This is a genomic window from Paraburkholderia adhaesiva (assembly GCF_021390575.1).
Classification (GTDB): Bacteria; Pseudomonadota; Gammaproteobacteria; order Burkholderiales; family Burkholderiaceae; genus Paraburkholderia; species Paraburkholderia adhaesiva.
Window position 1 is genome coordinate 3,041,444 of the sequence record NZ_JAJEJQ010000001.1, and the last position, 18,137, is coordinate 3,059,580.

An 18,137-nucleotide genomic window follows, 5' to 3' on the forward strand; every position below is an offset into this window, starting at 1 on the left:
CTCGGCCGTCGATCCCATTAACGCGAATACAATTCGACGATCAGGCTTTCGTTGATGTCGCCAGCGATGTCGCTGCGTTCCGGCATGCCCTTGAACGTACCTTCGAACTTCTTCGCATCGACCGAAACCCACTGCGGCATGCCGCCTTGTTCAGCCAGCGACAGTGCTTCGACGATACGAGCCTGCTTCTTCGCCTTTTCGCGGATGGCGACGATGTCGCCCGCCTTCACTTGCATCGACGGCACGTTTGCGACGACGCCGTTCAGCGTGAGCGCCTTGTGGCTCACGAGCTGACGCGCTTCAGCGCGCGTCGAGGCGAAGCCCATGCGGTACACGACGTTGTCGAGACGCGACTCGAGCAGTTGCAGCAGGTTTTCACCGGTGTTGCCCTTGCGGCGGTCCGCTTCCGCGAAGTAGCGGCGGAACTGACGCTCGAGCACGCCGTAGATGCGCTTCACTTTTTGCTTTTCGCGCAGCTGCGTGCCGTAGTCCGACGTACGGGCACCCGAGGTGCGGCCGTGCTGACCCGGCTTGCTGTCCAGCTTGCACTTGTCAGCGAGCGAACGGCGGGCGCTCTTCAGGAAGAGGTCGGTGCCTTCACGGCGGGACAGCTTGGCCTTCGGGCCGATATAACGTGCCACGTTACTTTCCTTCGATAATTGATCACGCGAGGGCTAAGTCGGAAAACCCTGCCTTCGCGCTAGTCCGGCTCTTTGAACCGAACGGTGGGCTTAGTCAATTCATTAACGCCAAGCGCCCGCACACACCGTTTCCGGTGGCACAGGCACAAGGCAAAAGCGACGCCTTAGATACGACGGCGCTTCGGCGGACGGCAGCCGTTGTGCGGAACCGGCGTCACGTCGGAGATCGCGGTGATCTTGATGCCAAGACCATGCAGCGCGCGCACCGCCGATTCGCGGCCAGGACCGGGGCCCTTGATACGCACTTCGAGGTTCTTCACGCCGTATTCCATCGCCACGCGGCCAGCCGACTCGGCTGCGACCTGAGCTGCGAAGGGGGTCGACTTGCGCGAACCCTTGAAGCCCTGACCGCCCGAGGTTGCCCAGGCAAGCGCGTTGCCTTGACGGTCGGTGATCGTGATGATGGTGTTGTTGAACGACGCGTGAACGTGAACCACGCCCTCGGCGACGTTCTTCTTAACCTTCTTGCGAACGCGTTGCGCCGCGGTGTTGTTCGAAGCCTTAGCCATTACGTTTTCCTGTAACTAGTTCCGCTTACTTCTTCAGCGATTGCGCTGCGCGGCGCGGACCCTTGCGCGTGCGCGCATTGGTACGCGTACGCTGGCCGCGCAGGGGCAGGCCCTTGCGATGGCGCACGCCGCGGTAGCAGCCGAGGTCCATCAGGCGCTTGATGTTCATCGTCACTTCACGGCGCAGATCGCCTTCGACGACAAACTTGCCCACTTCCTCACGCAGCTTTTCAAGATCCGCGTCGTTCAGGTCCTTGACCTTCTTGTCAAACGGGACGCCAGCGGTCACGCAGATGTTGCGCGAACGCGTGCGGCCGATACCGAAAATTGCCGTCAGGCCGATTTCGGTGTGCTGGTGGTTCGGGATGTTAACCCCTGCGATACGAGCCATTGTTTTTCCTCAAACAAAAAGCGCAAGCGCGCTAATCAGCCTTGACGCTGCTTGTGGCGCGGGTCCGAGCTGCAGATCACGCGAACGACGCCGTTGCGCTTGATAATTTTGCAGTTGCGGCAAATGCGCTTTACCGATGCCATCACTTTCATGATATTACCCTTTTTCCTAAATCACTTCGCCCGGAACACGATCCGCGCACGCGACAGATCGTAAGGCGTCAATTCAACCGTCACCTTGTCGCCCGGGAGAATGCGAATGTAGTGCATCCGCATCTTTCCGGAAATATGTCCCAGAACGACATGGCCGTTTTCCAGCTTCACCCGGAAGGTCGCATTGGGGAGGTTTTCGATAACCTCGCCTTGCATCTGGATTACATCGTCTTTGGCCATAGGTCCTTTTAACGCATCGGGACGCCGCCGCCCTTGAAGTTAGCCTTCTTGAGCAGCGATTCATATTGTTGCGACATCACGTACGACTGCACCTGCGCCATGAAGTCCATTGTGACGACGACAATGATCAGCAGCGACGTTCCACCAAAATAAAACGGCACATTCCAGCGCAGCACCAGAAATTCCGGCAGCAGGCAAACGAACACGATATAGATCGCACCGGCCAGCGTCAGACGCGTGAGGATGCGGTCGATATAACGGGCCGTTTGATCGCCAGGGCGGATGCCAGGTACGAACGCGCCACTCTTTTTCAGGTTGTCGGCCGTTTCCCTGCTGTTGAACACCAGCGCGGTGTAGAAGAAGCAGAAGAAGACGATCGCCAACGCGTACAGCAACACGTACACGGGCTGGCCAGGCTTGAGGGCCTCGGCCACGTTGTGCAGCGTGTTCGCGAACCAGCTGGTTTGCGACCCTGAACTGAACCAGTTCAGGATGGTTGCCGGGAACAGGATGATCGACGATGCAAAGATCGGCGGAATCACGCCCGACATGTTCAACTTCAGCGGCAGGTGCGACGACTGCCCACCGTAAATCTTGTTACCGACCTGACGCTTCGCATAGTTCACGAGGATCTTGCGCTGGCCGCGTTCGATGAACACCACCAGATACGTCACAGCTGCGATCAACACGACCACGATGATTGCCGAGAACGGGCCCATCGAGCCAGTCTGCACCAGCGTGAACAACCCGCTGATCGCATTCGGGAAGCCCGCCGCGATACCGCCGAAGATGATGATCGAGATACCGTTGCCGAGGCCACGTTCCGTGATCTGCTCACCCAGCCACATCAGGAACATCGTACCCGTCACGAGCGTCACGACCGTCGTCAGGCGGAACACCATGCCCGGATCGATCACGAGCCCAGGTTGATTTTCCAGCGCGACGGCAATGCCGAACGCCTGAAACGTCGCCAGAACCACCGTGAAGATCCGCGTGTACTGCGTGATCTTGCGTTGTCCTGCCTGCCCTTCTTTCTTCAGCGCCTCCAGCTGGGGCGAAACAATCGCCATCAGCTGCAGGATGATCGACGCCGAGATATACGGCATCACACCCAGCGCGAAGATCGTGAACCGCGACAGCGCACCACCCGAGAACATGTTGAACATGCCAAGGATGCCGCCCGACTGGCTCTGGAAGAGCTTCGCGAGCTGGTCCGGGTCGATGCCCGGAACCGGGATGTGCGCGCCGACGCGATAAACGACGAGCGCCAGCAACAGGAACACTGCACGCCGACGCAGATCGCCGAACTTCGGTGCGCTGCGACCGGTTTTTGCGAGACTCGGGCTGTTAGCCAACTAGCTTCTCCGATGCAGATGTTAGTGACGGCGGGCAAGCCCGCACGCACCACTCACAATCACTCGGCAAAAGAACCGCCTGCTGCTTCGATCGCAGCACGCGCATTCTTCGTCGCACCCAGACCCTTCACGACGACCTTGCGCTTGATTTCGCCGGTGGCGATGATCTTTGCGCTCTTGGTCAGTTCGCCAACGAGGCCTGCCTGCTTGAGAGCCAGCAGATCGATTTCGTCGACCGGCAGCTTCTCAATGTCAGCGAGGCGCACTTCACCGACGAATTCCTTCGTCAGCGAGGTGAAGCCACGCTTCGGCAGACGACGCTGCAGCGGCATTTGACCGCCTTCGAAGCCGACCTTGTGGAAGCCGCCCGAACGCGATTTCTGACCCTTGTGACCACGGCCAGCGGTCTTGCCGAGGCCGGAGCCGATGCCGCGACCGACGCGACGCTTTGCGTGCTTCGCGCCTTCTGCCGGCTTCAGGTTATTCAATTCCATTTTCAACTCCTGGAGTCTTCTGGTGACCGCTTAGGCGATGACCTTAACGAGGTACGAGACCTTGTTGATCATGCCGCGCACAGCCGGCGTGTCCTGCAGCTCGGAGACCGAGTTCAGGCGACGCAGGCCGAGGCCGCGCACCGTGGCGCGGTGCGATTCGCGGGTCCCAATCAGGCTCTTGACGAGCTGAACCTTGACAGTTTTTTCAGACATGGTGCCCACCCTTAGCCCAGAATGTCTTCGACGGACTTGCCGCGCTTCGCCGCGATGTCAGCCGGCGTCGACTGCTTGCGCAGACCGTCCAGCGTGGCACGAACGAGGTTGTACGGGTTCGTCGAACCGTGGCTCTTGGCCACGACGTTCTGCACGCCCATCACGTCGAACACTGCGCGCATCGGGCCGCCGGCGATCACGCCGGTACCAGCCTTCGCCGGAGCGAGGAGGACCACCGATGCGCCGTGCTTGCCGTGCACTTCGTGTTGCAGGGTGCCGTTCTTCAGGGGCACCTTGAACATGTTGCGGCGAGCTTGTTCCATCGCCTTCTGGACAGCGACCGGCACTTCCTTTGCCTTGCCCTTGCCCATACCGACGCGGCCATCACCGTCGCCAACCACGGTCAGTGCGGCGAAGCCGAGAATACGGCCACCCTTCACGACCTTGGTCACGCGGTTGACCGAAATCATTTTTTCACGAAGGCCGTCGTCGCGTTCGTCAGCCTGAACTTTCGCTTGCATCTTTGCCATGACGAATTCCTTCCCTTAGAACTTGAGCCCGGCTTCACGCGCGGCCTCAGCCAGCGCCTTGACGCGGCCGTGGTAGCGGAAACCCGAGCGGTCAAAGGCGACGGATTCGATGCCGGCAGCCTTGGCCTTTTCTGCGATACGCTTGCCGATCAGCGTGGCAGCGGCGACGTTGCCGCCCTTGCCCGTCTGGTCTGCGAGTTGCGCACGCACTTCGGCTTCGAGCGTCGACGCGCTGGCGAGCACCTTGGTGCCGCAGGGCGAGAACACTTGTGCATAGATGTGCGTGTTCGTGCGATGCACGGCCAGGCGCGCGACTTGCAGCTCAGCGATCTTGAGACGCGTCTGACGAGCGCGGCGCAGGCGAGATTGAGTCTTATCCATGATTGCGCACCCTTACTTCTTCTTCGTTTCTTTGAGGATCACAACCTCGTCGGCGTAACGCACACCCTTGCCCTTATAGGGCTCAGGCGGGCGATAACCGCGCACTTCGGCTGCGGTTTGGCCGACTTTCTGCTTGTCGATCCCCTTGATCACGATTTCCGTTTGCGACGGGGTTTCAGCCTTGACGCCTTCCGGCATCATGTGCACCACGGGGTGCGAGAAACCCAGCGACAGGTTCAGCTTGTCGCCTTGCGCTTGAGCACGGTAACCGACGCCAACCAGCGTCAGCTTGCGCTCAAAACCCTTCGTCACGCCTTGCACCATGTTCGCGACGATCGCGCGCATCGTGCCCGACATCGCATTGGCTTCGCGGCTGTCGTCGGTCGGCTCGAATTTGAGCGTACCGTTGTCATTCACCACCTTCACGAGGCGGTTCGCTGCCTGCGAAATCGTACCCAGCGGGCCCTTGACGGTAATCTTCGCGTCGCTGAGCGTCGCCTCTGCGCCTTGCAGCGCGATCGGGCTCTTACCTACTCGAGACATGTTTCTTCTCCTTCGGCGTTAAGCGACGTAGCAGATGACTTCGCCGCCCACGCCAGTGGCGCGAGCCTTGCGGTCCGTCATCACACCCTTGGGCGTCGACACGATCGCAACGCCGAGGCCATTCATGACCTGCGGGATGTCGTTACGGCCGCGGTACACGCGCAGACCCGGCTTCGAGACGCGTTCGAGGCGCTCGATAACGGGACGGCCAGCGTAGTACTTCAACGCGATGTTCAATTCCGACTTCGCACCTTCGGTCTTCACCGCGAAGTCGTCGATATAACCTTCGTCCTTCAGGACCTGCGCGATCGCAATCTTGACTTTCGACGAGGGCATAGCAACCGAAACTTTCTCGACCATCTGCGCATTGCGGATGCGAGTCAGCATATCGGCGATAGGATCACTCATGCTCATTTATGTTTCTCCTATTACCAGCTCGCCTTGGTGACGCCAGGGATCTCACCACGGAACGCGATTTCACGAATCTTGTTACGTGCGAGACCAAATTTGCGGAACGTGCCACGCGGACGACCCGTGATCGCGCAGCGGTTACGCTTGCGGGTCGGGTTCGAGTTGCGCGGAAGTTGTTGCAGTTCCAGACGAGCTGCGTAGCGCTCTTCTTCCGACTTGCTTTGGTCGTCGATGATCGCCTTCAGCGCTTCGCGCTTCGGTGCGAACTTCGCTGCCAGACGGGCGCGCTTCTTTTCACGTTCGATCAGTGCCAGTTTAGCCACGGTAACCTCAGTTTCTGAACGGGAACTTGAAGCCGGCGAGCAGTGCCTTTGCTTCTTCGTCGGTCTTCGCAGTCGTCGTGATACTGATGTTCAGACCACGCAGCGTGTCGACCTTGTCGTAATCGATTTCGGGGAAAATGATCTGCTCTTTCACACCGATGTTGTAGTTACCACGGCCGTCGAACGCCTTGCCCGACACGCCACGGAAGTCGCGCACGCGGGGGAGCGCAACCGTCACGAAACGGTCCAGGAATTCGTACATAGCCTGGCCACGCAGCGTGACCATCGTGCCGATCGGGTAACCTTCGCGGATCTTGAAGCCAGCAATTGCCTTGCGCGACTTCGTGATCACCGGCTTCTGGCCAGCGATCTTCGTCAGATCGCCAACAGCGTGCTCGAGGACCTTCTTGTCAGCGACGGCTTCACCAACACCCATGTTCAGGGTGATCTTGGTGAGGCGCGGCACTTCCATGATCGACTTGTAACCGAACTTCTCGATCAGGCCCGGAACGACCTTCTCTTTATAAAATTCTTGCAAACGTGCCATTTTTTACTCCGCAGCGTCAGGCGCTCAGGACAGCACCGGTCGTCTTCAGGAAACGAACCTTCTTGTCCCCTTCGACCTTGATGCCGACACGCGAAGCCTTGCCATTCGCGTCGACGAGCGCGACGTTCGAAATGTGCAGCGGCATCGCCTTGGCTTCCACGCCACCAGTCGTGCCCTTCATCGGATTCGGCTTTACATGCTTCTTCACGATGTTGAGACCTTCGACGGTCACGCGCTCTTCACCAACGGCCAGCACGACACCGCGCTTGCCCTTGTCCTTGCCGGTCGTGACGATGACTTCGTCACCCTTGCGAATCTTGTTCATCGCGACTCCTTACAGCACTTCCGGCGCCAGCGAAACGATCTTCATGAATCGTTCGCTACGCAGCTCACGCGTCACCGGCCCGAAAATACGGGTGCCGATCGGCTCAAGCTTGGTATTCAAAAGCACGGCGGCGTTGCCATCGAACTTGATCAGCGAGCCGTCTTGACGGCGCACGCCCTTCGCGGTGCGAACTACAACAGCGTTGTAGATTTCGCCCTTCTTCACGCGCCCGCGCGGCGTTGCTTCCTTGACGGTCACCTTGATGATGTCGCCAATGCTGGCATAACGACGCTTCGAGCCGCCGAGCACCTTGATGCACATGACTTCACGCGCACCCGTGTTGTCGGCTACTTCAAGCCGAGATTCGGTCTGGATCATGGTTTATCTTTCCCAACTTAATCCGGTTGCACCACCATGGCACACCCGGTCAGTCTTGGTCCCGTCAGCCGCGCCGCCACTAGAACGACCGCTCAGCTGCTTGGGTAAGAACAGCAGCGACGGCAAACGAAACCGGCCATCGCATTCCGGTGAATCTTGCGAACCCGGGCTGGCGCCCAACTTCGCAACTTACAGTCTTTGCAGACTCCCCACCTACTTACGCCCACCGCTTTGCCAACAGCGAGCCCATAAAGAGGGAAGACCAAGATTGTAACTAGACAATCCTGGTCTTGCAAGCGAAATCTTTAGCGATTTCAACTACTTCTACTACTGCGCATCACGCCGGGGCTGACGAACGGACTAAGCCTAGGACTAAGCCCAAGCCAGGCCCCGGTGTGAGACGTCTTCCAGGGATGACTCCCTTAGATGACGCGGGCCGCTTCGATCAGCTTCGACACAGTCCAGGCCTTCGTCTTCGAAATCGGACGGGTTTCCTGGATTTCAACGAGGTCACCCTCGTTGTACGTGTTCGATTCGTCGTGAGCGTGGTACTTCTTCGACTGCACGACGTACTTACCGTAGATCGGGTGCTTGACGCGGCGCTCGACCAGGACGGTGACCGTCTTGTCCATCTTGTTGCTGACGACCTTGCCGACCAGCGTCCGCTTAAGCGAGGTTTTCACGCTTTCGTTCATTTCTGGTTCGCCTTCTCAGTCAGGACGGTCCGCACACGTGCGATGTCGCGACGAACCTTCTTCAGCTGGCTCGTGTTCGTGAGCTGCTGGGTCGCGAGTTGCATGCGCAGGCCGAATTGCGCCTTCAAGAGGTCCGACAGCTCTTTGTTGAGCGCGGCCTTGTCTTTCTGGTGAAGTTCGGATGCCTTCATCATTTACTCCTTAGGCGCCGAGCTGGCGAACCATGAAGACCGTCTTCAGCGGCAGCTTAGCTGCAGCCAGACGGAACGCTTCACGGGCCAGTTCTTCGGTCACACCGTCCATTTCATAGAGCATCTTGCCCGGCTGAATCTCGGCGACGTAGTACTCCGGGTTACCCTTACCGTTACCCATACGTACTTCAGCCGGCTTTTGCGAGATCGGCTTGTCCGGGAAAATGCGAATCCAGATGCGGCCACCGCGCTTGATGTGACGCGTCATTGCACGACGCGCCGCTTCAATTTGACGTGCGGTCAGGCGGCCGCGACCGATAGCCTTCAGACCGTATTCACCGAACGAAACTGCGTTGCCGCGGGTTGCGACGCCGGTGTTACGACCCTTCTGCTCTTTGCGATACTTCCTGCGTTTCGGTTGCAGCATCGTTATTCTCCACTCTTGCCGTCACCGCCGGCGGCGCCGCGGCGCGGTGCGCCACGACGGGCACCCGGTGCGCCTTCGCCATCACGACGCGGACGACGATCGCCCGGACGCGCGTTGCGGCGCGGACGCTTTTCTTCGGCGACTTCTTCCACCACCGGTGCGTCGTTGCGGCCGAGCGTGTCGCCCTTGTAGACCCAAACCTTCACGCCGATGATGCCGTACGTCGTCTTCGCTTCCGAGGTCGCGTAGTCGATGTCAGCACGCAGCGTGTGAAGCGGCACTCGACCTTCGCGGTACCACTCGGTACGCGCGATTTCGATACCGTTCAGACGGCCGGCGCTCATGATCTTGATGCCCTGGGCACCCAGACGCATCGCGTTCTGCATCGCGCGCTTCATCGCGCGGCGGAACATGATCCGGCGCTCGAGCTGCTGCGTGATCGAATCGGCGATCAGTTGAGCATCGGTTTCCGGCTTGCGGATTTCTTCGATGTTCACGTGAACCGGAACGCCCATGCGCTTCTGGAGTTCGGCCTTGAGGAGTTCGATGTCCTCGCCCTTCTTGCCGATCACCACACCCGGACGCGAGCTGTAAATCGTGATGCGAGCGTTCTTTGCCGGACGCTCGATCACAACACGGCCCACCGAAGCGTTCTTCAGCTTCTTCTTCAGGTATTCACGAACACCGATGTCTTCCTTCAACATCGCCGCGAAATTGTTGTTGTTCGCGTACCAGCGCGACGCCCAATTGCGGCTGACGGCCAAACGGAAGCCAGTCGGATGAATTTTCTGTCCCATCGTATGGCTCCTTAATTCCCGACCGTCACAGTGATGTGACAGGATTGCTTCTCGATGCGGTTACCGCGACCCTTTGCGCGTGCGGTGAAACGCTTCAGCGAAGCAGCCTTGTCGACGTAGATGCTCTTGATCTTGAGCTCGTCGATGTCGGCGCCTTCGTTGTGTTCAGCGTTTGCGATCGCCGAGAGCACAACCTTTTTCACGATGCCGGCCGCTTTCTTCGGCGAGAACGTCAGAACGTTCAGTGCCTTGTCAACCGGCAGACCGCGGATCTGGTCAGCCACAAGGCGCGTTTTCTGCGCCGAGATGCGGGCACCGCGATGAATTGCCTTCACTTCCATCTTGATTGCCCCTTATTTCTTGGCCTTCTTGTCGGCCGCGTGACCCTTGAACGTACGGGTCAGTGCGAACTCGCCAAGCTTGTGGCCGACCATGTTTTCCGTGACATACACGGGAACGTGTTGACGGCCGTTATGAACGGCGATCGTCAGGCCGATGAAGTCCGGCAGAATCGTCGAACGACGCGACCAGGTCTTGATCGGTTTCTTGTCACGCGTAGCTGCAGCCGCCTCAACCTTCTTCAGCAAATGGGCGTCGCAGAACGGACCTTTCTTAATAGAACGTGCCATTGCCTACTCCTTAGCGCTTGTGACGGCGCTGGACGATCATGCTCGTCGTGCGCTTGTTGCTGCGGGTGCGGTAGCCCTTCGTCGGCGTGCCCCACGGGCTCACCGGATCGCGACCTGCAGCCGTGCGGCCTTCACCACCACCGTGCGGGTGATCAACCGGGTTCATTGCAACGCCACGCACCGTCGGGCGGATACCGCGCCAGCGGTTCGCGCCAGCCTTACCGATTTGACGGAGGCTGTGCTCTTCGTTGCCAACTTCACCGATCGTTGCACGGCACTCGATATGCACGCGGCGGATTTCGCCCGAACGCAGACGAACCTGCGCGTAGACGCCTTCACGTGCCAGCAGCATCGCCGACGTACCAGCCGAACGCGCCATTTGCGCGCCCTTGCCCGGCAGCATTTCGATGCAGTGGATCGTCGTACCGACCGGAATGTTACGGATCGGCAGGGTGTTACCCGAGCGGATCGGCGCTTCCGAACCGGACATCAGTTGCTGACCCACCGTCGCGCCCTTCGGAGCGATGATGTAACGGCGCTCGCCGTCTGCGTACAGAACCAGCGCGATGTTCGCGCTACGGTTCGGGTCGTACTCGAGACGTTCGATCTTTGCCGGGATGCCGTCCTTGTTGCGACGGAAGTCGACAACACGATAGTGCTGCTTGTGACCGCCACCCTGGTGACGCGTCGTCACGCGACCATTGTTGTTACGACCAGCCTTCGAGGATTGCTTTTCGAGCAGCGGCGCGTGCGGCGCACCCTTATGCAGATCCTTGTTGACGATCTTAACCATCGCGCGGCGACCCGGCGAAGTCGGCTTAACTTTCACGATTGCCATGATTACTTGGCCTCCGCTTCAAAGTTGATTTCCTGGCCGGGCTTCAGGCAGACGTAGGCTTTCTTCACGTCCTTGCGCTTGCCGTTAAAGCGGCCAAAGCGCTTTTGCTTGCCCTTCTGGACCAGCACGTTGACGGAATCGACTTCCACCTTGAACATCAGCTCGACGGCAGCCTTGACTTCCTGCTTGGTCGCGTCCGGCGCGACTTCGAAGACGACTTGTTCGTTCTTCTCCGCCACCAGCGTCGCCTTTTCGGAGACTACCGGCGCGAGCAGGACCTGCATCAAACGATGATCGTTCTTGCGAATCTCGCTCATGACAGCAACTCCTCGATCTGGGCGACCGCAGCCTTCGTGATCAGAATCTTCTTGAAGAAGATCAGCGAGAGCGGGTCGGCGAAACGCGGCTCAACGACTGCCACGTGGGGCAGGTTGCGCGACGCGAGATACAGGTTCTCGTCGACCGTGTCGGTGATGACCAGCACGGAATCGAGACCCATGGCCTTGAACTTGTCGGCCAGCAGCTTCGTCTTCGGCGCTTCGAGGGAGAGATCCTCGACGACCGAGATGCGGCCTTCGCGGGCCAGCTGCGAGAAGATCGAGCAGAGGCCTGCGCGATGCATCTTCTTGTTGACCTTGTGCGAGAAGTTTTCTTCCGGCGAATTCGGGAAGATGCGACCACCGCCACGCCACAACGGGCTCGACGACATACCGGCACGAGCACGGCCCGTACCTTTCTGGCGCCACGGCTTCTTGGTGGTGTGCTTGACCTGCTCGCGATCCTTCTGCGCGCGGTTGCCGCTACGTGCGTTCGCCTGGTAGGCGACGACGATCTGGTGGATCAGTGCTTCGTTGTAGTCACGGCCGAACACGACGTCCGACGCGTTGACTGCAGCACCTTCCTGGCCATTAGCGTTCAGGAGCTTCAGTTCCATTATTCCGCTCCTTTCTTCACGCGAGCCTTAACCGCCGGCGTCACGAAAACCTTACCGCCCTTCGCGCCCGGAACAGCACCCTTGACGAGCAGCAGCTTGCGCTCTGCGTCGATACGTGCGATTTCGAGGTTCTGCACCGTCACGGTCTCATCACCCATGTGACCGGTCATGCGCTTACCCGGAAACACGCGACCCGGATCCTGCGCCATACCGATCGAGCCCGGCACGTTGTGCGAGCGCGAGTTACCGTGCGAAGCACGGCCGGATGCGAAGTTGTAACGCTTGATGGTACCGGCGTAGCCCTTACCGATCGAGGTGCCTTGCACGTCGACCAGCTGGCCTTCCGCGAAGAGATCCACATCGATCACAGCGCCAGCGGACAGCTCGGCAGCCTTGGCGGCGTCGATCTGGAATTCCTTGAGGATTTCACCGGCTTGAACGCCAGCTTTGGCGAGATGACCTGCGATCGGTTTCGTCACGCGCGATGCACGGCGCGTACCAAACGCAACCTGAACGGCCGTGTAGCCGTCGGTTTCAACAGTCTTGATCTGCGTCACGCGGTTGTCGGACACGTCCAGCACGGTGACGGGAATCGAGTCCCCATCAGCCGTGAAGATACGGGTCATGCCAACCTTGCGACCTACGAGTCCAAGGCTCATCGTTTTCTCCATTCCCGACTGCGATTGGTCGGGGCTAATTTACAAAGTGCCGGTGCTTTTTCGCCCCGTTTCACGCGCTTTTTCACGCTTTTTTCAGCAAAAAAGCTTGAAAGGGACACACCAGCTTTTTGCGCAAATGCGCGAAAAGACGTCAAGTATAACGTCCCTTCTCGTTTTCCGCAAGCAATCAAAGACTTAGCGCCACCGGGACATCCTGACAGCGCTTGAGAGCCTTACTGCAGCTTGATTTCGACGTCCACACCAGCCGGCAGGTCCAGCTTCATCAGTGCGTCGACGGTCTTGTCCGTCGGGTCGACGATGTCCATCAGACGCAGGTGGGTACGGATTTCCAGCTGGTCGCGCGACGTCTTGTTGACGTGCGGCGAACGCAGGATGTCGAAACGCTGGATGCGCGTCGGCAGCGGCACCGGGCCGCGGACGATTGCACCGGTCCGCTTCGCCGTGTCGACGATTTCAGCAGCCGACTGGTCGATCAGGCGATAGTCGAAAGCCTTCAGGCGAATACGGATTTTCTGGTTCTGCATGACGATTCCTTGAAAAGAGCGAGGCGGACTTGCGCCGCCAGACTTGGTAAAGAGCGCAGGACTGGCCTGCGGCGGAGAGCCGCCGACCAGTCCCAGATACATCAACTTCTACTGCTTACAGCAAACCAGCGATTTTACTCGATGATCTTGGCAACGACACCGGCGCCGACGGTACGGCCACCTTCGCGGATTGCGAAGCGCAGACCTTCTTCCATCGCGATCGGAGCGATCAGCTTCACCGTGATCGACACGTTGTCGCCCGGCATGACCATTTCCTTGTCCTTCGGCAGCTCGATCGAGCCCGTCACGTCCGTCGTACGGAAGTAGAACTGCGGACGGTAGTTGTTGAAGAACGGCGTGTGACGGCCGCCTTCGTCCTTGCTCAGCACGTACACTTCAGCCGTGAAGTGCGTGTGCGGCGTGATCGAACCCGGCTTGGCCAGAACCTGGCCACGCTCCACGTCTTCACGCTTCGTGCCGCGCAGCAGGATACCAACGTTGTCGCCTGCCTGACCCTGGTCGAGCAGCTTGCGGAACATTTCCACGCCCGTGCAGGTCGTCTTCACCGTCGGCTTGATACCGACGATTTCGATTTCCTCGCCGACCTTGACGATGCCACGCTCAACGCGCCCCGTCACCACCGTGCCACGACCCGAGATCGAGAACACGTCTTCCACCGGCATCAGGAACGCGCCGTCAACTGCACGCTCCGGCGTCGGGATGTACGTGTCGAGTGCGTCGGCCAGGTTCATGATCGCCACTTCGCCCAGCTCGCCCTTGTCGCCTTCGAGCGCCAGCTTGGCCGAACCCTTGATGATCGGGGTGTCGTCGCCCGGGAAGTCGTACTTCGACAGAAGTTCGCGCACTTCCATTTCGACGAGCTCGAGCAGCTCGGCGTCGTCCACCATGTCGCACTTGTTCAGGAACACGATGATGTACGGCACGCCAACCTGACGGGCCAGCAGGATGTGCTCACGCGTCTGCGGCATCGGGCCGTCAGCGGCCGAGCACACCAGGATTGCGCCGTCCATCTGTGCCGCGCCCGTGATCATGTTCTTCACGTAGTCAGCGTGGCCCGGGCAGTCGACGTGTGCGTAGTGGCGGTTAGCCGTTTCGTACTCGACGTGCGCGGTGTTGATGGTAATGCCACGTGCCTTTTCTTCCGGCGCTGCGTCGATCTGGTCGTACGCCTTCGCCTCGCCGCCGAACTTGGCGGTCAGAACCGTCGTGATCGCTGCCGTCAGCGTGGTCTTGCCGTGGTCAACGTGACCGATCGTGCCCACGTTCACGTGCGGCTTGGTCCGTTCGAATTTACCTTTTGCCATGTTTCTCTTCTTTCAAAAAAGTGGTGAACCGGTGTCTGTTCGTTGCGAACCGGGCTCCGATGCCCGGTTCGCTCCGGCCGATACTTACTTCGCCTTCGCGCTGATGATCGCGTCGGCCACGTTACGCGGTGCTTCTGCGTAGTGCTTGAATTCCATCGTGTACGTTGCACGACCTTGCGTCAGCGAGCGCAGCGACGTCGAGTAGCCGAACATTTCCGACAGCGGCACTTCAGCGCGAACGATCTTGCCGCCGCCAACCATGTCTTCCATGCCCTGGACGATACCGCGACGGCCCGACAGGTCGCCCATCACGTTGCCCATGTAGTCTTCCGGCGTTTCGACTTCGACAGCCATCATCGGTTCAAGGATGACCGGCTGCGCCTTGCGCATTGCTTCCTTGAACGCCATCGAACCGGCCATGCGGAACGCGTTTTCGTTCGAGTCAACGTCGTGGTACGAACCGAACGTCAGGTGAACCTTCACGTCGACGACCGGGAAGCCCGCCAGCACGCCAGCCTTCAGCGTTTCCTGGATACCCTTGTCCACCGCCGGGATGTATTCGCGCGGAATCACGCCGCCCTTGATTTCGTCCAGGAACTCGTAGCCCTTGCCCTGCTCATTCGGCTCAAGCGTGATGACCGCGTGACCGAACTGGCCGCGACCGCCCGACTGCTTGACGAACTTGCCTTCGACGTCCTTCGCCGTGGCGCGGATCGTTTCGCGGTACGCAACCTGCGGCTTGCCGACGGTTGCTTCCACGTTGAATTCGCGCTTCATGCGGTCGACCAGAATTTCGAGGTGGAGCTCGCCCATACCCGAAATGATGGTCTGGCCCGATTCCTCGTCCGTTTGAACGCGGAACGACGGGTCTTCCTGTGCCAGGCGGTTCAGGGCGAGGCCCATCTTTTCCTGGTCAGCCTTGGTCTTCGGCTCGACGGCCTGCGAAATCACCGGCTCCGGGAACACCATGCGCTCGAGAACGATCGGGTGTGCCGGGTCGCACAGCGTGTCGCCCGTGGTCGCATCCTTCAGGCCGACGGCAGCAGCGATGTCGCCTGCGCGAACTTCCTTGATTTCTTCGCGGTTGTTCGCGTGCATCTGCAGAATACGGCCGAGGCGTTCCTTCTTGCCCTTGGTCGAGTTCAGCACCGTATCGCCCGAGTTGACGACGCCCGAGTACGCACGGAAGAAGATCAGCTGGCCGACGAACGGGTCGGTCATGATCTTGAACGCGAGCGACGAGAACTTCTCGTCGTCCGCCGCACGACGCTCAGCCTTTTCACCGTTTTCGAGTTCGCCCGTGACCGGGGGAATGTCCACCGGCGACGGCAGGAAATCGATCACGGCGTCGAGCATGCGCTGCACGCCCTTGTTCTTGAACGCGGTACCGCACAGCATCGGCTGGATTTCGCACGCAATCGTACGATCACGCAGCGCCTTGACGACTTCCGCTTCGGACAGCTCTTCGCCGCCGAGGTACTTTTCCATCAGCTCTTCGCTGGCTTCAGCAGCCGACTCGATCATCTTTTCGCGCCACTCGTTGCACGTGTCAACGAGCTCAGCCGGGATATCGACGTAGTCGAACTTCGTGCCTTGCGAGGCCTCGTCCCAAATGATCGCTTTCATCTTCAGGAGGTCGACGACACCCTTGAAGTTTTCTTCCGCGCCGATCGGCACGACGACCGGAACCGGGTTCGCCTTCAGGCGGGTCTTCAGCTGGTCATAGACCTTGAAGAAGTTCGCGCCGGTACGGTCCATCTTGTTGATGAACGCGAGACGGGGAACCTTGTACTTGTTCGCCTGGCGCCACACCGTTTCCGACTGCGGCTGCACGCCGCCCACGGCGCAGTAGACCATGCACGCACCGTCGAGCACGCGCATCGAGCGCTCGACTTCAATCGTGAAGTCAACGTGGCCCGGGGTGTCGATGATGTTGATGCGGTGTTCCGGATAATTGCCGGCCATGCCTTTCCAGAAGGCGGTCGTAGCAGCGGAGGTAATCGTGATGCCACGCTCCTGTTCCTGCTCCATCCAGTCCATGGTGGCAGCGCCGTCGTGAACTTCACCAATCTTGTGGTTCACGCCGGTGTAGAACAGAATGCGCTCGGTCGTCGTCGTTTTGCCGGCGTCGATGTGAGCGCTAATACCGATGTTGCGGTAGCGCTCGATAGGAGTCTTGCGAGCCACTTTGATCCTCTATCAGGAGGGGCGCACCGGGATCAATCCCGACGCGCCTGAACACAAACGGGCGAGGCGCTGGATAAGCGCACCCGCCCGGATTTTTTTCCGCTTTAGAACAAACCCGGAGTAGGGTTTTCTCTTAGAAACGGAAGTGCGAGAACGCCTTGTTGGCTTCTGCCATCCGGTGAACTTCGTCGCGCTTCTTCATTGCGCCACCACGGCCTTCAGCCGCTTCGGTGAGTTCACCTGCCAGACGCAGAGCCATCGACTTCTCGCTGCGCTTCTTCGCGGCTTCACGCAGCCAACGCATCGCCAATGCCATACGACGCGACGGACGCACTTCGACCGGAACCTGATAGTTCGCACCACCAACGCGACGGCTCTTCACTTCGACGACCGGCTTAACGTTGTTGAGTGCAACAGTGAACACTTCCAGCGGGTCCTTGCCACCCTTGGTCTGGATCTGTTCGAAAGCGCCGTACACAATGCGCTCGGCAACCGACTTCTTGCCCGAGAGCATGAGCACGTTCATGAACTTGGCTACATCAACGTTGCCGAACTTCGGATCCGGCAACACTTCCCGCTTGGGAACTTCGCGACGACGCGGCATGTTTCTTCCTTTAACTTTTCAGTTGGAGTCGGGTTTTATCCCGGGTTTTACCCCTTACGACTCCGCGGCCACCAACTAACCCGATTCATCGATTACGACTTACCAGCCTGGTCGGGTGACCACTTACTCGACAGCACCGGCCAATCCGGCACCACCGCCTGTATCGCCTTGCGCCAATGAGAACCGGCACAGACGACGTTTTGACTCTTACTTCGCAGCCTTAGCGCGCTTTGCGCCGTACTTCGAACGAGCCTGCTTACGATCCTTGACGCCCTGGGTATCCAGCGAGCCACGAACCATGTGGTAACGCACACCCGGCAAGTCCTTCACACGGCCGCCGCGGATCAGCACAACCGAGTGTTCCTGCAGGTTGTGGCCTTCACCGCCGATGTACGAAATCACTTCGAAGCCGTTCGTCAGGCGAACCTTGGCGACCTTACGGAGTGCCGAGTTCGGCTTCTTCGGCGTCGTCGTGTACACGCGGGTGCACACGCCGCGACGCTGCGGGCAGTCCTGCAGGGCCGGGCTCTTGCTCTTCGAAGCTTCCGAAGCGCGGCCTTTGCGAACCAGTTGATTGATGGTTGGCATTGTTTATTCCTGAAATTGAACAAAATCGACGCATTTATTCCCGGGCAAAGCGGAAAACCATGCGTCTTGAACTCCGGAACGAGTAAAAGACGTGAGTCCAGACGTTTGCATTCACTCCACCGTTACCTCACGAGGCGCGAGCGCAAACATCCCAAGAACCGGAACCCAGCATGATATTCCGAAAATACCAAGCGAGTCAACGGCTTGCGAGCTTTTGGACTGCAC

The 18,137-nt window shown here is 59.4% G+C and carries 31 protein-coding genes; all 31 read right to left on the bottom strand.

Features of this window, described 5'->3' with window-relative positions; translation table 11 throughout:
• Window positions 1-17 precede the first annotated feature (17 nt).
• Window positions 18-641 carry a 30S ribosomal protein S4 gene (gene rpsD / locus L0U80_RS13795; protein WP_124152998.1) on the bottom strand — a complete coding sequence of 208 codons (624 nt, stop codon included), beginning with the start codon at window positions 639-641 and terminating at the stop codon, window positions 18-20.
• Window positions 642-805: 164 nt separating this feature from the next.
• Complete coding sequence (gene rpsK, locus L0U80_RS13800; protein WP_017777173.1) at window positions 806-1,210, bottom strand: 30S ribosomal protein S11; 405 nt, start codon at window positions 1,208-1,210, stop codon at window positions 806-808.
• Window positions 1,211-1,235: 25 nt separating this feature from the next.
• Entirely contained in the window at window positions 1,236-1,601 is a 366-nt protein-coding gene (gene rpsM, locus L0U80_RS13805; protein WP_124152997.1) for a 30S ribosomal protein S13, read from the bottom strand.
• Between the two features lie 35 nt (window positions 1,602-1,636).
• Window positions 1,637-1,753 carry a 50S ribosomal protein L36 gene (rpmJ, locus tag L0U80_RS13810; protein ID WP_027819338.1) on the bottom strand — a complete coding sequence of 39 codons (117 nt, stop codon included), beginning with the start codon at window positions 1,751-1,753 and terminating at the stop codon, window positions 1,637-1,639.
• 21 nt (window positions 1,754-1,774) lie between these two features.
• Window positions 1,775-1,993 carry a translation initiation factor IF-1 gene (gene infA, locus L0U80_RS13815; protein ID WP_004521905.1) on the bottom strand — a complete coding sequence of 73 codons (219 nt, stop codon included), beginning with the start codon at window positions 1,991-1,993 and terminating at the stop codon, window positions 1,775-1,777.
• An 8-nt stretch (window positions 1,994-2,001) separates the two neighbouring features.
• Entirely contained in the window at window positions 2,002-3,348 is a 1,347-nt protein-coding gene (secY, locus tag L0U80_RS13820; RefSeq protein ID WP_233864949.1) for a preprotein translocase subunit SecY, read from the bottom strand.
• Window positions 3,349-3,407: 59 nt separating this feature from the next.
• A complete protein-coding gene (gene rplO, locus L0U80_RS13825; RefSeq protein WP_027797298.1) occupies window positions 3,408-3,842 on the bottom strand; it encodes a 50S ribosomal protein L15 in 435 nt (144 codons plus the stop codon).
• Between the two features lie 30 nt (window positions 3,843-3,872).
• A complete protein-coding gene (gene rpmD / locus L0U80_RS13830; RefSeq protein ID WP_006400644.1) occupies window positions 3,873-4,055 on the bottom strand; it encodes a 50S ribosomal protein L30 in 183 nt (60 codons plus the stop codon).
• A gap of 11 nt (window positions 4,056-4,066) precedes the next feature.
• The gene (gene rpsE, locus L0U80_RS13835) at window positions 4,067-4,585 is read right to left on the bottom strand and encodes a 30S ribosomal protein S5 (protein WP_027797297.1); all 519 of its coding nucleotides are present in this window, start codon (window positions 4,583-4,585) and stop codon (window positions 4,067-4,069) included.
• 15 nt (window positions 4,586-4,600) lie between these two features.
• The gene (rplR, locus tag L0U80_RS13840; protein ID WP_233864951.1) at window positions 4,601-4,966 is read right to left on the bottom strand and encodes a 50S ribosomal protein L18; all 366 of its coding nucleotides are present in this window, start codon (window positions 4,964-4,966) and stop codon (window positions 4,601-4,603) included.
• A gap of 12 nt (window positions 4,967-4,978) precedes the next feature.
• Window positions 4,979-5,509 carry a 50S ribosomal protein L6 gene (rplF, locus tag L0U80_RS13845; protein WP_233864960.1) on the bottom strand — a complete coding sequence of 177 codons (531 nt, stop codon included), beginning with the start codon at window positions 5,507-5,509 and terminating at the stop codon, window positions 4,979-4,981.
• Window positions 5,510-5,527: 18 nt separating this feature from the next.
• Window positions 5,528-5,923 carry a 30S ribosomal protein S8 gene (gene rpsH, locus L0U80_RS13850; RefSeq protein ID WP_111487243.1) on the bottom strand — a complete coding sequence of 132 codons (396 nt, stop codon included), beginning with the start codon at window positions 5,921-5,923 and terminating at the stop codon, window positions 5,528-5,530.
• Between the two features lie 14 nt (window positions 5,924-5,937).
• On the bottom strand, window positions 5,938-6,243 hold the full coding sequence (rpsN, locus tag L0U80_RS13855; protein ID WP_233864962.1) for a 30S ribosomal protein S14: 306 nt from the start codon (window positions 6,241-6,243) through the stop codon (window positions 5,938-5,940).
• Window positions 6,244-6,250: 7 nt separating this feature from the next.
• Window positions 6,251-6,790: a 50S ribosomal protein L5 gene (rplE, locus tag L0U80_RS13860; protein WP_028222621.1), complete on the bottom strand. Its 540-nt coding sequence runs from the start codon at window positions 6,788-6,790 to the stop codon at window positions 6,251-6,253.
• Window positions 6,791-6,806: 16 nt separating this feature from the next.
• Window positions 6,807-7,115, bottom strand: coding sequence for a 50S ribosomal protein L24 (gene rplX, locus L0U80_RS13865; protein ID WP_124152990.1), 309 nt, complete (start codon window positions 7,113-7,115; stop codon window positions 6,807-6,809).
• A gap of 9 nt (window positions 7,116-7,124) precedes the next feature.
• Window positions 7,125-7,493: a 50S ribosomal protein L14 gene (rplN, locus tag L0U80_RS13870; protein WP_124152989.1), complete on the bottom strand. Its 369-nt coding sequence runs from the start codon at window positions 7,491-7,493 to the stop codon at window positions 7,125-7,127.
• A gap of 422 nt (window positions 7,494-7,915) precedes the next feature.
• Window positions 7,916-8,188, bottom strand: coding sequence for a 30S ribosomal protein S17 (rpsQ, locus tag L0U80_RS13875; protein WP_027797289.1), 273 nt, complete (start codon window positions 8,186-8,188; stop codon window positions 7,916-7,918).
• Entirely contained in the window at window positions 8,185-8,379 is a 195-nt protein-coding gene (gene rpmC, locus L0U80_RS13880) for a 50S ribosomal protein L29 (RefSeq protein WP_075159014.1), read from the bottom strand. Before rpmC ends, rpsQ begins: the two co-directional genes overlap by 4 nt.
• 10 nt (window positions 8,380-8,389) lie before the next feature.
• Window positions 8,390-8,806: a 50S ribosomal protein L16 gene (rplP, locus tag L0U80_RS13885; protein WP_092002755.1), complete on the bottom strand. Its 417-nt coding sequence runs from the start codon at window positions 8,804-8,806 to the stop codon at window positions 8,390-8,392.
• Between the two features lie 2 nt (window positions 8,807-8,808).
• Complete coding sequence (gene rpsC / locus L0U80_RS13890) at window positions 8,809-9,603, bottom strand: 30S ribosomal protein S3 (RefSeq protein ID WP_028213348.1); 795 nt, start codon at window positions 9,601-9,603, stop codon at window positions 8,809-8,811.
• Between the two features lie 11 nt (window positions 9,604-9,614).
• Window positions 9,615-9,944 carry a 50S ribosomal protein L22 gene (gene rplV, locus L0U80_RS13895; protein WP_004199272.1) on the bottom strand — a complete coding sequence of 110 codons (330 nt, stop codon included), beginning with the start codon at window positions 9,942-9,944 and terminating at the stop codon, window positions 9,615-9,617.
• 12 nt (window positions 9,945-9,956) lie between these two features.
• Window positions 9,957-10,232, bottom strand: a complete 276-nt coding sequence (gene rpsS, locus L0U80_RS13900; RefSeq protein WP_027797286.1) for a 30S ribosomal protein S19 — start codon at window positions 10,230-10,232, stop codon at window positions 9,957-9,959.
• A gap of 10 nt (window positions 10,233-10,242) precedes the next feature.
• On the bottom strand, window positions 10,243-11,070 hold the full coding sequence (gene rplB / locus L0U80_RS13905) for a 50S ribosomal protein L2 (protein ID WP_233864964.1): 828 nt from the start codon (window positions 11,068-11,070) through the stop codon (window positions 10,243-10,245).
• Between the two features lie 2 nt (window positions 11,071-11,072).
• On the bottom strand, window positions 11,073-11,387 hold the full coding sequence (gene rplW, locus L0U80_RS13910; protein ID WP_124152986.1) for a 50S ribosomal protein L23: 315 nt from the start codon (window positions 11,385-11,387) through the stop codon (window positions 11,073-11,075).
• The gene (rplD, locus tag L0U80_RS13915) at window positions 11,384-12,004 is read right to left on the bottom strand and encodes a 50S ribosomal protein L4 (protein WP_233864966.1); all 621 of its coding nucleotides are present in this window, start codon (window positions 12,002-12,004) and stop codon (window positions 11,384-11,386) included. Before rplD ends, rplW begins: the two co-directional genes overlap by 4 nt.
• A complete protein-coding gene (rplC, locus tag L0U80_RS13920; protein WP_233864968.1) occupies window positions 12,004-12,663 on the bottom strand; it encodes a 50S ribosomal protein L3 in 660 nt (219 codons plus the stop codon). The genes rplD and rplC overlap by 1 nt, the downstream gene beginning before the upstream one ends.
• A 233-nt stretch (window positions 12,664-12,896) precedes the next feature.
• A complete protein-coding gene (gene rpsJ, locus L0U80_RS13925; RefSeq protein WP_017777154.1) occupies window positions 12,897-13,208 on the bottom strand; it encodes a 30S ribosomal protein S10 in 312 nt (103 codons plus the stop codon).
• Window positions 13,209-13,342: 134 nt separating this feature from the next.
• Complete coding sequence (gene tuf / locus L0U80_RS13930; protein WP_028371383.1) at window positions 13,343-14,533, bottom strand: elongation factor Tu; 1,191 nt, start codon at window positions 14,531-14,533, stop codon at window positions 13,343-13,345.
• An 84-nt stretch (window positions 14,534-14,617) separates the two neighbouring features.
• Window positions 14,618-16,720, bottom strand: coding sequence for an elongation factor G (gene fusA, locus L0U80_RS13935; RefSeq protein WP_233864971.1), 2,103 nt, complete (start codon window positions 16,718-16,720; stop codon window positions 14,618-14,620).
• Between the two features lie 133 nt (window positions 16,721-16,853).
• The gene (gene rpsG / locus L0U80_RS13940) at window positions 16,854-17,324 is read right to left on the bottom strand and encodes a 30S ribosomal protein S7 (protein ID WP_027797954.1); all 471 of its coding nucleotides are present in this window, start codon (window positions 17,322-17,324) and stop codon (window positions 16,854-16,856) included.
• Window positions 17,325-17,531: 207 nt separating this feature from the next.
• The gene (gene rpsL, locus L0U80_RS13945; RefSeq protein WP_124154012.1) at window positions 17,532-17,912 is read right to left on the bottom strand and encodes a 30S ribosomal protein S12; all 381 of its coding nucleotides are present in this window, start codon (window positions 17,910-17,912) and stop codon (window positions 17,532-17,534) included.
• Between the last annotated feature and the right edge of the window lie 225 nt (window positions 17,913-18,137).